The following is a 13589-nucleotide window of genomic DNA, read 5'->3' on the forward strand; positions in this document are numbered from 1 at the left end:
CGACCGGCAGATTGACGATACGCTCGGCCCTCCTGGCCCCATCGCCAAAGTGCCGGGATAAAAGCAAAGAAAAAGCCGCGCTGCAGTACAGCGCGGCTTTTCGATTTCGGCACATATCCAGCGCGCCAGAGCGCGCCTGGAATTAACGCGAATAGAATTCGACGACCAGGTTCGGTTCCATCTGGACAGCGTAAGGCACATCCGTCAGGGTCGGAACGCGGGAGTACGTCGCAACCAGCTTGTTGTGGTCGACTTCGATGTAATCCGGAACATCACGTTCTGCGAGCTGAACAGCTTCGAGAACGATAACCAGCTGCTTCGACTTTTCGCGAACTTCAACAACGTCACCGGTCTTCAGGCGGTAGGACTGAACGTTGACGCGGCGACCATTCACATTCACGTGGCCGTGATTGATGAACTGGCGGGCAGCAAAGATCGTCGGAACGAACTTGGCGCGATACACAACTGCGTCAAGACGCGATTCCAGCAGACCGATCAGGTTTTCACCGGTGTCGCCCTTGCGGCGAGCGGCTTCTTCGTAGGTCTTGCGGAACTGCTTTTCGGAGATATCGCCGTAGAAGCCCTTGAGCTTCTGCTTTGCGCGGAGCTGTACACCGAAGTCCGACAGCTTGCCCTTGCGGCGCTGGCCGTGCTGGCCCGGGCCATATTCACGGCGGTTTACAGGGGACTTCGGACGGCCCCAGATGTTTTCGCCAAGACGGCGATCAATTTTGTACTTAGCGGATTCGCGCTTGCTCATCGCATTTCCTTCAAAAGGTTATAGCGCCCGGAGGCGCTGGAGGAAACGCGCCCTCCTCTGCCCTCCGTTTGAGAGGACTGACAGGATGAAGCGCGCGAGCGCAATCTTCATCCACGGGACACGTCAAATGAAACGCCGGTGCGAGAACGCGCCAGCGATGGGCGGCTTTTAGTCATGCAGCTGTTATCTTGTCAAGCTCAAGCAGTCGAAAAAGCCTGAAAAACCGGACCGCTGAGGGTGTTTCCTACCATTTGCTACGACCTGCCATCAAGCGTGAAGGAACGCCATCGCCTGTTTCATCATTAGTCATGACGGATCCGCAATTCATGAGGCATCAATGGCTTTGTCTTTTTTCCTGCCCGGCAAGGGTGCATTCACCGCTCTGATTGCCTTGGGCCTTGTTGCGATGCCGTGTTTTTTAGGCATCGATTCCAATCAAGCACAGGCGCAAACTTTCATCGAACGCATCCTGAAACAGGACGCCCAAAAGGCAAAACAGCATCGCAAACGCCCGGCGGTAAAGCGCAGCCAAAAGAAACCGGCTTCGAAACAGCAAACGGCAACGCAATCTGAAAGCGCTCCGGCAAAAGCCGAAACCAAACCTGCTCCCATGATACCCGTTCCGACGCCTGCCCCTCGCCCGGAAAATACAGCAACCAAGGGGGCAGAACCGGAAACTCCACCCATTCCAACGGAAAAGCCGGAGGCAGAACCCCAAAATCAACCGCTGGCCAAGCCTGCTCCTACAACCCCGACCCAGGCAGACCCGCCAAAACCGGCTGATGATCCGAAGCCGATGGACGAAAAACTGCAAGAAACGAAACCCGCCCCCGATCAACAGCCAAAGCCGGAAAAGGACGAGCGCGTCTATCAGGTATCCTGCCCGGCGCTGATATCCGGCGATGTAGAGGGCAAGCTGCTGCCTCCGATCAAGGATGGCGAACAATGCGGCGCTCACTCTCCGTTGTCACTGACCGCCATTGGCAAGGACGCCCCTTTGAAATTTGCCAATGCCGTCACCACAAATTGCGCAATGGCAGTCACGCTGGCGCAGTGGAGCAGCGAGGTGACCAAGGCAGCCAAAGATGTTTATGGACCGGATTCGAAAATCGCTGAAATCGGCACCGGCTCGGACTACCAGTGCCGGAAGGTCAACGGCGCGTCCACAGGACGCGTTTCCGAACACGCCTTTGCCAACGCGCTCGACATCATGTCGTTCAAGTTTTCGGATGGCAGCAAGACGGAACTGGAAAGCGGCTGGAACGGCACCGACAAGGAGAAGGCTTTCTGGCGCGCCGTGCATAGCGCGAGCTGCAAGCTTTTCATGACGGTAATCGGCCCGGACGGTGATGCCGCACATCGCACCAACATGCATCTCGACCAAGGCTGCCACGGCAAATCCTGTCTTGCACGCATCTGCCAATAAGATATCGTCGTAACCGTTGGAAATTCATAAAAAAATCAGAATCGCGTCTGTAATCTCTATTTCATTATCGATTCAATTCCGCCGCCCGCCACCGAGCGACGGGTTTCCAGAAGGACATGGGCATGAAATCGACCAAGTTTATAATTTCTGCAATTTTAGCACTGGGCTTCACCACCGCCGCGAACGCAGATTCCGTCCCGAAAAGATCGAAGGATTTTACGGGCAACTATCAGACACTCGTGAAGGATCAGCAAGCGGCTCCACAGGTCGCGGATTGCGTTGCCAGCGCTTATGATTACGTCAAGAAAAGTAAAAAATATGATCGTCTCGGCTTCACCAAAGATGACATCTCTTCGGCAGAAACCAATGATAAGTCTGCGAAATTTAGCACCAGCGACCCACGCAAGGTTTCGGCTGTCATCTCGGTTCCCGGTGAAGCACGAACCAAAGGCGCATCAACAAAATGGGATAGCGTCACGCTGCGCTGCGGCATTACCGATGGCAAGCTGAAAGCAATCGAGCTGGCTCCGAACAAATCTGGCAAGTAACCATCTGGCCAATGCGGCGAGTGCCCGACGGCGCTCGCCAATCCTCTTCAGTGTTTTTTCTTGTCATCTACGTGTTCCGGCAAGCCTTTGCGCTTTGTTTCGGCAAATTCCTCCAGTTCCTTCTCGGTCATCGATTCATACATTTCCTTCGACGCACCGAAGAGTTCGCTTTTCTTGATTTCACCGCGTTTGGCAGCAAGCGCAGCGCCAGCGGCTTTCTGTTGGGCCTGGGATTTCGCGGGCATCAGACTTCTCCTGTTTGAAAGACAAACGCAAACGGACCAAGGCCGGTTCCTTTTTATTCAACGCTTCCATCAAAACGTGAGCGGGCGTCGCGAAGAAAATCGCGGTTCCTGACGGCCCATTGCCCCAGCACGTCGATAGGCACAGCAAGAGAATGTCCAAGTTCAGTCAGCGAATATTCCACTTCGGGCGGAGAAGTCGGGCGCACACGTCGAGACACGAGGCCATCCCGCTCCAGCGATCGTAGCGTAACGGTCAGCATGCGCTGTGAAATACCCTCAATGGTCCGTCGCAACGCATTGAAACGCATCGAGCCTTCCTGAAGATTGAAAATGACGAGAATGCTCCACGTGTCGCCAACCCGATCCAGCACTTCACGGATCGGGCAAGAACCGTCACCATCGTTCTCGAAGGCAGGTGTCGACGAAAGCAAAGGTGTTTTCCCGTCTGGGCGTGTCGGTATTGTCATCTTTTTCTCCACAAAAACCGGTCGGCAGACCGGCGTTTTCTCCATCGGTTAAGTTAGAGAGTTTTCACTGAAATACGCATCAGCCACGCGTCATAACATGCGTAAAAACAATTAGTTATAGCAGCTTCATCGTTCTGTTTCGACCGGAGCATCTCTGAACACTTGCCTTTGAAGCGGTTACTTCGGTGTATCCTGCTCATGTAAAAGTGCGTTCTTCACAAGCATGATGGCATCACATATGTAGTTATCAGAAATAACCTGATTATGAAACATACCTTAATTCGTTTGATACGAGAAGGTCGAAAAAAGGAGAATGCCATGACCAAGATCGCACTGATCGGCGCAACGGGTTTCGTAGGCGCTGCAATCCTCAAGGAAGCTGCGGCACGCGACGACGAGGTTACCGCACTCGTTCGTCATCCGGAGAAAGTCGAAAAACTGCCCGATGTGACGGCGGTAAAGGCCGACGTGTTCGATACCGACGCGCTTGCAAAGCAGCTTGCAGGGCATGACATCGTGATTTCCGCCTACAATCCGGGCTGGAGCGACAAGGACATCCGCGAAAAGCACATCAACGGCAGCCGTTCCATCACGGAAGCCACCAAAAAAGCAGGCATCAAGCGTCTTATAGCAGTCGGCGGCGCAGGTAGCCTTTCGATCAATGGTAACCAGTTGGTCGACTCGCCGGAATTCCCTGCCGAATGGAAGGAAGGCGCGCTCGGCGCCCGTCAGGCGCTCGACGACCTGCGCGGTGAGAAAGAACTGGAATGGTCATTCGTGTCACCGGCGATCATTCTTCAGCCGGGCGAACGCACCGGAAAGTATCGTCTCGGCGGCGACGAACCGGTTTTCGACGACAAGGGTGAAAGCAAGATTTCAGTTGCTGATCTGGCCGTCGCCATTCTGGATGAGGCTGAAAAGAGCCAGCACATTCGCAAGCGTTTCACAGCCGCCTACTGATGCCAATCACAAAAACGCCATGTTTTCGACAGGCGTTCGCCGCAAAATCGGTGGTGAAATACGCACAACACCACCGGTTTTTCGCGCAAAAAGACCGCAGAACGGTTCTACCGTTGCTTTGCCTTAATTGGAGCGCGCATCTTTCCGAAAAACCGTTTCACACTTTTCGGGATGCGCTCTCACTCACACCAGTTCCACATCCACGACGCCCTGAATGGCTTTCATGGCGCTGGCGATCTGCGGACTGACGCGATAGCGATGCGGCAGCTCGATCTCGACTTCACGCTGACCGTTATCCTTGATGACGATGAGGCTCACCTGCCCGTCGCCGCGCGTGTTGAAATGCGGTGCGATATGACGAACCGCATCGGCCGAGCGCAGGTAAAGCCGCAACGCCTTCTGCATACGGCAGGCCTCATCTTCAAGCGACTGGACCGTCTGGATACGCAAGCCTATACCTTCAGGACGGTTTTCCGCCTGAACCGTGATCACCACCGACTTGCCGCTCTCCAGAAGGTCGCGATATTGCGCCAGCCCTTCTGAAAACAGCACCGCTTCGAACTGGCCGCTGGCATCGGACAATTGCACGATACCCATCTTGTTGCCGGTGCGTGTCTTGCGCTCCTGCCGAGCAGTCACGGTGCCCGCGAGACGACCGGCATTGGCGCCGCGTTTCACGGCTGCTGAAAAATCTGCCCAGCTTTGAACACGCATGCGGTTCAGCACATCGCGATATTCATCGAGCGGGTGGGCTGACAGATAGAAGCCGACCGCCTGAAACTCCCGATGCAGCATTTCCGATGGCAGCCAGGGAGCCGCCTGCGGCAGGATAAGCGTTTCCTTCGGAGCGCCTGACAAACCAAAAATATCGGACTGACCGCTTGCGGCATTTTCCTGCGTGCGCTGGGCAAAGCCCATGATGCGGTCCATGCCCGCACTCATGGCCGGGCGCTCACGACCGAAACAATCCATCGCACCGGCATTGATGAGACTTTCCAGCACGCGCCGGTTGACGATGCGCGGATCGACCCGCTCGCAGAAATCCTCAAGGCTTTCAAAAGGTTTCTCGGCGCGCACATCGACAATATGATCGACGGCGGCCTCGCCGACGCCCTTGATGGCGGAAAGCGAATAAAAAATCTGCTTTTCGCCGACTTCAAACGGACGGAAGGACGTCATCACCGAAGGCGGCACGACCTCAATGCCCAAACGGTTTGCCTCGCGGCGGAAATCGTTGAGCTTGTCGGTGTTCGACATATCGTAGGTCATCGACGCGGCGATGAACTCGACTGGATAATGGGCCTTCATATAGGCCGTCTGGTAGGACACGATGGCATAGGCGGCGGCGTGCGACTTGTTGAAGCCGTAGTCAGCGAACTTGGCCAGCAGATCGAAGATCATGTTGGCCTGCGCCTTGTCGACACCGCCCTCAATCGCGCCATCCACGAAGCGGACGCGCTGCTTGTCCATTTCCTCGCGGATCTTCTTGCCCATGGCGCGACGCAAAAGGTCAGCTTCCCCGAGCGAATAGCCGGAAAGCACCTGTGCGATCTGCATCACCTGTTCCTGATAGACGATAACGCCCTGCGTTTCCTTGATCAGGTGATCGATCTTCGGGTGAATGGAGGCAATCTCCTCCTCACCGTTCTTGCGCGCATTATAGGTCGGGATGTTCTCCATCGGACCAGGACGATAAAGCGCCACAAGCGCGATGATATCTTCGATCCGGTCCGGGCGCATACCGAGCAGCGCCTTGCGCATACCCGCACTTTCCACCTGGAACACGCCGACGGTTTCGCCGCGCGACAACATCTCATAGGTCAGTTCGTCGTCGAGCGGCACATGGGATAGGTCAATCTCAACGCCCTTCCGCGCCACCAGTTTGACGGCCGTTTCAAGGACGGTCAGCGTCTTGAGACCAAGAAAATCGAACTTGACCAGTCCCGCCTGCTCCACCCATTTCATGTTGAACTGGGTGACGGGCATGTCGGAACGCGGATCGCGATACATGGGGACCAGTTCCGACAGCGGACGGTCACCGATCACGATACCGGCGGCATGGGTCGAGGCGTGGCGGTAAAGCCCTTCAAGCTTGAGAGCCATATCCAGCAGCCGTCCGACCACCGGCTCTTTCTCACGCTCCTCATTGATCTTCGGTTCTGTGTCGATGGCTTGTGCCAGTGACACTGGATTGGCCGGGTTTTGCGGCACCAGCTTGCAGAGACGATCGACCTGCCCGTAAGGCATTTCCAGAACGCGACCGACATCGCGCAGCACAGCGCGTGCCTGCAGGGTTCCGAACGTGATGATCTGGGCTACCTGATCTCGCCCGTACTTTCCCTGCACATAGCGGATCACCTCTTCACGGCGGTCCTGACAGAAGTCGATATCGAAGTCGGGCATCGAAACGCGATCCGGGTTGAGGAAGCGTTCGAAAAGCAGCGAGAACCGCAAAGGATCGACGTCAGTAATCGTCAGCGCATAGGCGACGAGCGAACCGGCACCCGAGCCACGGCCCGGCCCGACCGGAATGCCATGGGCTTTCGCCCATTTGATAAAGTCCGCAACGATCAGGAAGTAGCCCGGGAACTTCATGCGGGTGATGATGCCGATCTCGTATTCGAGACGTTCGGCATATTGCTCCGTCGTATAGCCTTCTGCGAGACCGACGGTCTCCAGGCGCATCTTCAGGCCTTCGCGGGCCTGCCGCGCCAGCTCGTCGGCTTCCTCCTGAACGGCGGCCTCCGCATCATCGGATTCGCCAGTAAACCGCGGCAGGATCGGTGCACGGGTCTGCGTGTACCAGCTGCAACGCTCTGCAATTTCGACGGTGTTGTCGAGCGCTTCCGGCAGATCGGCAAAAAGCGCAGCCATTTCCGCACGGCTTTTCATGTGATGGTCCGGCGTCAGGCGGCGGCGATCATCGTTTGAGAGAATCTGGCCTTCCGCGATGGCAAGAAGCGCATCGTGGGCCTCGAAGTCTTCTGCCTTGAGAAAGAATGCCTCATTGGTGGCTACGAGAGGCAGATCCATCTCATAGGCAAGCGCGACGGTCTTTGCTTCCAGCGCACGGTCGTAACCTGCCTGACGCTGCAATTCGACATAAAGCCGATCGCCAAATGCTTCACGCAGGAAAGCAAGCCGTGTCTCTGCCCTGTCGGGACGGTCGGCGGCAAAAGCGCGACCGATTGGTCCCAATGCGCCGCCGGAAAGAACAATGACGTCTTTCGACAATGGTGGCAGCCAGCTTGCTTCGACATGCACCGGATCACCTGCCGGTGTTTCCAGAAACGCGCGACTGACGAGCCGCACGATATTCGCATAGCCCTCTTCCGTTGCCGCCAGCAGCACAACTGGAGCGAGGTCCAGCGCGACACGGCGATTGACGCTGCGGCCATTATCATTGTGATCGCCGAAGGCTATATCGACCTGACAACCGATGATGGGTTGCAGCCCGTCTTTCGATGCCTTCTGCGCAAATTCAAGCGCACCGAACAGATTGTTGGTGTCGGTGACTGCGATAGCCGGCGCCTCGTCGGCAATCGCCTGTTTGATGATCTTGCCGAGCGGCAATGCGCCTTCCAGCAAGGAATAGGCCGAGTGTACCCGCAGGTGCACAAAACGTGGCGTCAAAGCACCGTCTTTTGCTGCATTGCCTGCTGCTGCATCACTCATTCCATCGACCCCGATCATCTGCCGAGCCGCCCGGATGGACATACATCCGGCGCTCTAAATCCACGCATCGCGCTTTCCGAAAACCGATTCAGATCTTCGGGCCGATGCAGTAGCCGCCTGATAGCACATTGCTTGCAAGATGGGCCACACGCATGGCCCATCGCGGCTGGCGACTCTGTCGCCTGATAGCATCAGTTTCGGGGAATGATATGGCGATGTCCAGTAAGACTATCGCCACCTTGCAGCGGGTTCACAAGAACCAGCCAGAGCATCTCCAATTTTTCCGGGGTCATCGGAAATGCCCTATCGTTTTCACGCATGTCTATATCCCAAAACCGGTTCCCACTTTTGGGAGACATGCTCTATTTCCTTCAGATCGCACTCACCCAGATGGCGAAAGTTGCAATAAACAGGCTTACCGAAATGAAAGACAGAACGTCGTGGACGAGATCGGTCATGTTGGAAACTCCTCTGTGTTCACGTATGTTTATTTTTTGTTCTATTTTTGTTCCAAAGTCAACACCCGTTCTAGCCCGCCATTCATTTTAGGGTTTACGAATAGTGAATATACAACCGCAGACGCTGGCTGCGTGAGCGGGGAACGAAAGCGCCATATTCAGGCGGAGACGCACATCGCCCTTCGAGACGCCGCCTGCGGCGGCTCCTCGGGATGAGGTGCTGCTGTGACCTGAAAGGCTTACAGATCGACGACCTTGCCGTCCTTCAGCGTGACGCGCCGGTCCATGCGGCGGGCAAGTTCGTGATTATGGGTCGCGATCAGAGCCGCAAGCCCCGATTGACGCACGAGAGCCTCAAGAGCTCCGAAGACGTAAGACGATGTCGTTGGATCGAGGTTGCCGGTCGGTTCATCCGCCAGAAGAACGAGCGGCGCGTTGGCAACGGCGCGGGCAATAGCGACGCGCTGTTGCTCGCCGCCGGAAAGTTCCGACGGGCGATGCGAAGCGCGCTTGCCGATCTTCATATATTCAAGAAGCTGCTGCGCACGCTCTGCTGCGGCCTTCCTGGACAGGCCGCGGATCATCTGCGGCATCATCACATTCTCCAGCGCGGAAAATTCCGGCAGAAGATGGTGGAACTGATAAACGAAACCGACGTCGTTGCGGCGCACAGCCGTGCGCTCATCATCGGACAATTTGCTGCAGGAACGGCCATCCAAGAAAACGTCTCCGTTGTCGGGACGCTCCAGCAGGCCTGCCGTGTGCAGCAATGTCGACTTGCCCGCGCCCGATGGCGCGACAAGCGCAACCATTTCGCCACGACGAAGTGTGAAATCGGCATCCTTCAGAATGACCAGTTCGCGGTCGGCTTCCTTATAGGCGCGGCCGACACGCTCCAGCCGCATGATGATTTCAGCCGCCATTTATTCGTACCTCAATGCTTCGACCGGATCGAGCTTGGCAGCGCGCCAGGCCGGGAAAATGGTGGCAATGAACGAAAGCACCAGAGCCATGACGATAACGGAAATCGTTTCGCCGGGGTCCATCTTCGCAGGCAACTGGCTCAGGAAGTAAAGTTCCGGGTTGAAGAGCGTGGTTCCCGAGAGCCACGAGAAGAACTCCCGCAGGCGCTCGACATTGAGGCAGACGACAACGCCCAGAACAACACCGGCTATGGTGCCGGTGACGCCGATGGCAGCACCCGTCATCAGGAATATGCGCATTACGGCGCCACGGGTTGCGCCCATGGTTCGCAGGATTGCGATATCGTGCCCCTTGTCCTTCACCAGCATGATAAGGCCGGAAATGATGTTCAGCGCCGCCACGAGCACGATCAGCGTCAGGATCATGAACATGACATTGCGCTCGACTTCCAGCGCCGAGAAGAAAGTCTGATTGCGCTGGCGCCAGTCGACAAGCGAGAGCTGACGTCCCGCTGCCTCTTCCACCGGCGCGCGCATCGCATCCACCTTGTCGGGATTATCGACAAAGATTTCAAGCGATTGCACCTTGCCTTCCTGATTGAAGAAAAGCTGCGCCTCGGACAGCGGCATCATGACAATCGACGAGTCGTATTCCGACATGCCGATCTCGAAGATCGCGACAATCGGATAGGCCTTCACGCGCGGATTGACGCCGAACGGGGTCACATCGCCATCCGGCGAAATCACCCGTAGCGTATCGCCGATTGAAAGGCCGAGATTTTCGGCCATGCGGGTTCCGATGGCGACGCCGCCGCCCTGATCGAAGCCCTGAAGCGTGCCCTGGCGAATATTGCCTGAAACGAGCTTGAGCTTGTCGAGATCCTCTTCACGAAGACCGCGCACCAGTGCACCCGTTCCTGCGCCGATATTCCCCTGGACGAGCGCCTGCCCTTCCACCACGGGAATGGCGAACCTGATGCCGGAAATACCGTCGATCCGCTTGATGAGATCGGCATAATCATCCAGCGGACGGTCAATCGGCTGCATGATGAGATGGCCATTGATGCCGAGAATTCGCGAAAGAAGCTCGGCACGGAAACCGTTCATCACCGCCATGACGATGATGAGGGTCGCCACGCCCAGCATGATGCCGGTGAACGAAAAACCGGCAATGACCGAGATAAAAGTCTCGCGGCGGCGCGCGCGCAGATATCGCCAAGCGATCATCCGTTCGAAAACCGAGAATGGACCTGACTTTGGAGCCTTTTGAGCTGCCTTTGCCTGATCCCCGGATTTTGCTGCCGCCGCGCTGCTCATGCTTCTGCCGTCAACAGATTGATCGCAGCTTCAACGCTCAGGCTCTGGCGTTCACCGGTCTTGCGATCCTTGATCTCGACTTCACCGGCGGCAACGCCACGCGGGCCAACGATCACCTGCGTCGGCAGGCCGATCAGGTCCATCGTGGCGAACTTTGCACCCGGACGGTCATCCGTGTCGTCCAGCAGAGGATCGACGCCTGCATTGGTCAGCGCTTCGTAGATCTTCTCGCTTACAGCGTCGCAGCCTTCGTCGCCCGGCTTCATGTTGACGATACCGGCACCGAACGGCGCGATGGCTTTCGGCCAGATGATGCCCGCATCGTCGTGGAAGGCTTCAATGGCTGCCGCAACAAGGCGCGACGGACCGATGCCGTAGGAACCCATGGAAACCAGATGTTCCTTGCCATCCGGGCCCTGCACTTTCGCGCCCATCGGTTCGGAATATTTCGTGCCGAAATGGAAGATGTGCCCCACTTCGATGCCACGTGCCGAGACCTGATCTTCCGGCTTCACCTTGGACCAGTCGGCCTCGTCGTGCATTTCGTCGGTTGCCGCATAAGGCGTCGTCCAGCGATTGACGATATCGGTCAGCTGCGCATCGTTGCGGAAATCGGTGTCCGCGCCCGGAACGGCGAGATCAAGATAGGCTTTGTCGCAGAAAACCTGGCTTTCGCCCGTTTCCGCCAAAATGATGAATTCGTGGCTGAGGTCGCCGCCAATCGGTCCCGTATCGGCGCGCATCGGGATGGCCTGCAGGCCAACACGTGCAAAAGTGCGCAGATAAGACACGAACATGCGGTAGTAAGCCATTTTCGCGCCCTCATAATCGAGGTCGAACGAATAGGCGTCCTTCATCAGAAATTCGCGCGAACGCATGACGCCGAAACGCGGGCGCACTTCGTCGCGGAACTTCCACTGGATGTGGTAGAGATTGAGCGGCAGATCCTTGTAGGAGCGCACATAGGAGCGGAAAATGTCGGTGACCATTTCCTCATTGGTCGGACCGAAGAGCATATCGCGCTCCTGACGGTCCTGAATGCGCAGCATTTCCTTGCCATAGGCATCGTAACGACCGCTTTCGCGCCACAGGTCTGCGGACTGGATGGTCGGCATCAGGATTTCATTGGCGCCCGCGCGGTTCTGCTCTTCACGAATGATATCGCAGACCTTGTTGAGAACCTTCAGACCGATCGGCAGCCAGGAATAGATGCCGGCCGACTGTTGACGGATCATGCCCGAGCGCAGCATCAGCCTGTGGGAGACGATTTCCGCCTCCTTGGGGTTTTCCTTCAGAATAGGCAAAAAATACCGCGACAGACGCATCGTAACCACCAATCAAGAGGGACTGCCTGAGTGCTTCAAGAATCAGGCAAAAATTAAGCATATTTGTCGGTTTCTTACCGGGTTATACACCGGTTGGAAACCCGCCTGAAAAAGCTTTCGCGATAGCGGATTTCCCCATCCACAACCATGATCGCCTGTCGAAAGAACCAGAGACGCGAAATGCGGCCTCCGGATTCACATTCAAATTCAATATATTACAGATATATCACTCTCATTCGGGAAAATTTGCGAAAGAAATATGACGCCATAGAAGATTTTTCGTGACAAAAGCTGTGCAGTTCGCTATTTTTTTCAGCATAAGAGCAACAACGGAATAAAACCGTTGGTTTCACGCGGTCAAAGTCTTGGGAGGATGGATCCAGGCGCGACTTTCGCAGCCGCCAGTCAAATGGAAACGGATCGAACGCGTATTTGATTAGCAAGGCGAAAGCCTTGCTTTTTTTTTGAACTTGCAGCACCTCCATGCTTTCCGCAGTTTCCCTATTTTATAGCTTGCAATAACACATTGATTTTGTGGGATTTATCGCAGCGTCCTCTGCGCATTCAAGTATTAAATTTCACTTAAGTATAAATCGATTTATATGAAGAACATTGCTCAGGGAGCGCTATCGCTGTCACAAATGACGCCGGGTTGTGCTGTGTCGTAAATTCAATACGTTACGCCAACAAGCTCGATATCTGACGCAACCCATGGTAGGCGCGTCCACTTTTCTTTATACAAAAGAAAGGCTGCCTATAATTTAGGCAGCCTCAAAAATTCATGTCGGAACGTGAACGAATGCTCAGGTCAGATCCGGAAAGAAATGCGGGATATCGTCGAGGCCGAAACCGCTGATCTGCGTCACATAATAATAGAGCAGGAAGATGAGTGTTGCGACGATGGTCGTCCGCAGAAAGGCACGACCGATGCGTGGTTTTGCCGGAGCGCTGGCCACCGTGCCCAAAGTCACTTCGTTTTCTTCAGCCTGCGTGCGCAAGCCAACCGGCAGCAGCGCGAACAGCGTCGTCCACCAGATGATGAAGTAAATCGCGATTCCTGAAACCAGAGACATGATTACACCTCTTCCAGTTCGATCAGTGTGCCGTTGAAATCCTTGGGATGCAGGAACAGAACCGGCTTGCCATGGGCGCCGGTCTTCGGCTCGCCATCTCCAAGAATACGCGCACCTTCCGCCTTGAGGCGGTCGCGAGCGGCAATTATGTCCGCAACCTCATAGCACAGATGGTGCATCCCGCCGGAAGGATTCTTTTCCAGAAATGCCGCAATGGGCGACCCCTCACCCAACGGTTCCAGCAATTCGATCTTGGTGTTGCCGACGTCGATGAAAACCACGGTTACGCCATGTTCAGGCAGTGCCTGCGGCTCGGTGACTTTCGCACCGAGCTTGCCGCGATAAAGCGCTGCCGCGGCATCGATATCCGGAACGGCAATCGCCACGTGGTTCAAGCGTTCGAGCATCAGCA

Annotated in this window: 12 protein-coding genes; 3 read left to right on the top strand and 9 right to left on the bottom strand. The window is 55.9% G+C overall.

Annotated features, from left to right (window positions below; genetic code table 11):
• Positions 1-142: 142 nt before the first annotated feature.
• Complete coding sequence (gene rpsD / locus AC1RHM_RS21010) at positions 143-760, bottom strand: 30S ribosomal protein S4 (protein ID WP_010661196.1); 618 nt, start codon at positions 758-760, stop codon at positions 143-145.
• A 406-nt stretch (positions 761-1166) separates the two neighbouring features.
• Between rpsD and AC1RHM_RS21015 the strand changes: the two genes are divergently transcribed.
• Positions 1167-2186, top strand: coding sequence for an extensin-like domain-containing protein (locus tag AC1RHM_RS21015; protein ID WP_235907511.1), 1020 nt, complete (start codon positions 1167-1169; stop codon positions 2184-2186).
• A gap of 122 nt (positions 2187-2308) precedes the next feature.
• Complete coding sequence (gene bspC, locus AC1RHM_RS21020; RefSeq protein WP_010661194.1) at positions 2309-2734, top strand: type IV secretion system effector BspC; 426 nt, start codon at positions 2309-2311, stop codon at positions 2732-2734.
• Between the two features lie 47 nt (positions 2735-2781).
• Here the strand turns inward: bspC and AC1RHM_RS21025 are convergent, their stop codons facing one another.
• Together AC1RHM_RS21025 and AC1RHM_RS21030 are read right to left on the bottom strand one after the other, a co-directional pair.
• The gene (locus tag AC1RHM_RS21025) at positions 2782-2979 is read right to left on the bottom strand and encodes a DUF3008 family protein (RefSeq protein ID WP_029925012.1); all 198 of its coding nucleotides are present in this window, start codon (positions 2977-2979) and stop codon (positions 2782-2784) included.
• Positions 2980-3032: 53 nt separating this feature from the next.
• Positions 3033-3446, bottom strand: coding sequence for a winged helix-turn-helix transcriptional regulator (locus tag AC1RHM_RS21030; RefSeq protein WP_029925014.1), 414 nt, complete (start codon positions 3444-3446; stop codon positions 3033-3035).
• Between the two features lie 318 nt (positions 3447-3764).
• On the opposite strand from AC1RHM_RS21030, the gene AC1RHM_RS21035 reads away from it, so the two are divergent.
• The gene (locus AC1RHM_RS21035; RefSeq protein ID WP_029925016.1) at positions 3765-4406 is read left to right on the top strand and encodes an NAD(P)-dependent oxidoreductase; all 642 of its coding nucleotides are present in this window, start codon (positions 3765-3767) and stop codon (positions 4404-4406) included.
• A gap of 183 nt (positions 4407-4589) precedes the next feature.
• On the opposite strand, the gene dnaE is transcribed toward AC1RHM_RS21035, so the two are convergent.
• The 6 genes from dnaE to mce all read right to left on the bottom strand — a co-directional run bounded on the left by dnaE (position 4590) and on the right by mce (position 13584).
• Positions 4590-8081, bottom strand: coding sequence for a DNA polymerase III subunit alpha (dnaE, locus tag AC1RHM_RS21040; RefSeq protein ID WP_029925019.1), 3492 nt, complete (start codon positions 8079-8081; stop codon positions 4590-4592).
• 697 nt (positions 8082-8778) lie between these two features.
• Entirely contained in the window at positions 8779-9462 is a 684-nt protein-coding gene (locus AC1RHM_RS21045; RefSeq protein WP_010661189.1) for an ABC transporter ATP-binding protein, read from the bottom strand.
• On the bottom strand, positions 9463-10779 hold the full coding sequence (locus AC1RHM_RS21050) for a lipoprotein-releasing ABC transporter permease subunit (protein ID WP_151577011.1): 1317 nt from the start codon (positions 10777-10779) through the stop codon (positions 9463-9465). It abuts the gene before it with no gap.
• A complete protein-coding gene (proS, locus tag AC1RHM_RS21055; RefSeq protein ID WP_012092253.1) occupies positions 10776-12104 on the bottom strand; it encodes a proline--tRNA ligase in 1329 nt (442 codons plus the stop codon). Before proS ends, AC1RHM_RS21050 begins: the two co-directional genes overlap by 4 nt.
• Positions 12105-12907: 803 nt before the next feature.
• Positions 12908-13177 (bottom strand): DUF1467 family protein, encoded by a 270-nt coding sequence (locus tag AC1RHM_RS21060; protein ID WP_012092254.1) that lies wholly within the window; start codon positions 13175-13177, stop codon positions 12908-12910.
• A gap of 2 nt (positions 13178-13179) precedes the next feature.
• Positions 13180-13584, bottom strand: coding sequence for a methylmalonyl-CoA epimerase (mce, locus tag AC1RHM_RS21065; protein ID WP_006471802.1), 405 nt, complete (start codon positions 13582-13584; stop codon positions 13180-13182).
• Between the last annotated feature and the right edge of the window lie 5 nt (positions 13585-13589).

It is taken from the genome of Brucella sp. GW823-FHT04E01, assembly GCF_058796175.1.

Bases quoted from the DNA above. Each gene is read 5' to 3' on its own strand.
- AC1RHM_RS21045 (WP_010661189.1), bottom strand. From the start codon at position 9,462: ATGGCGGCTGAAATCATCATGCGGCTGGAGCGTGTCGGCCGCGCCTAT.
- mce (WP_006471802.1), bottom strand. From the start codon at position 13,584: ATGCTCGAACGCTTGAACCACGTGGCGATTGCCGTTCCGGATATCGAT.
- AC1RHM_RS21030 (WP_029925014.1), bottom strand. From the start codon at position 3,446: ATGACAATACCGACACGCCCAGACGGGAAAACACCTTTGCTTTCGTCG.
- rpsD (WP_010661196.1), bottom strand. From the start codon at position 760: ATGAGCAAGCGCGAATCCGCTAAGTACAAAATTGATCGCCGTCTTGGC.
- proS (WP_012092253.1), bottom strand. From the start codon at position 12,104: ATGCGTCTGTCGCGGTATTTTTTGCCTATTCTGAAGGAAAACCCCAAG.
- AC1RHM_RS21050 (WP_151577011.1), bottom strand. From the start codon at position 10,779: ATGAGCAGCGCGGCGGCAGCAAAATCCGGGGATCAGGCAAAGGCAGCT.
- AC1RHM_RS21025 (WP_029925012.1), bottom strand. From the start codon at position 2,979: ATGCCCGCGAAATCCCAGGCCCAACAGAAAGCCGCTGGCGCTGCGCTT.
- bspC (WP_010661194.1), top strand. From the start codon at position 2,309: ATGAAATCGACCAAGTTTATAATTTCTGCAATTTTAGCACTGGGCTTC.
- AC1RHM_RS21015 (WP_235907511.1), top strand. From the start codon at position 1,167: ATGCCGTGTTTTTTAGGCATCGATTCCAATCAAGCACAGGCGCAAACT.
- dnaE (WP_029925019.1), bottom strand. From the start codon at position 8,081: ATGAGTGATGCAGCAGCAGGCAATGCAGCAAAAGACGGTGCTTTGACG.
- AC1RHM_RS21035 (WP_029925016.1), top strand. From the start codon at position 3,765: ATGACCAAGATCGCACTGATCGGCGCAACGGGTTTCGTAGGCGCTGCA.
- AC1RHM_RS21060 (WP_012092254.1), bottom strand. From the start codon at position 13,177: ATGTCTCTGGTTTCAGGAATCGCGATTTACTTCATCATCTGGTGGACG.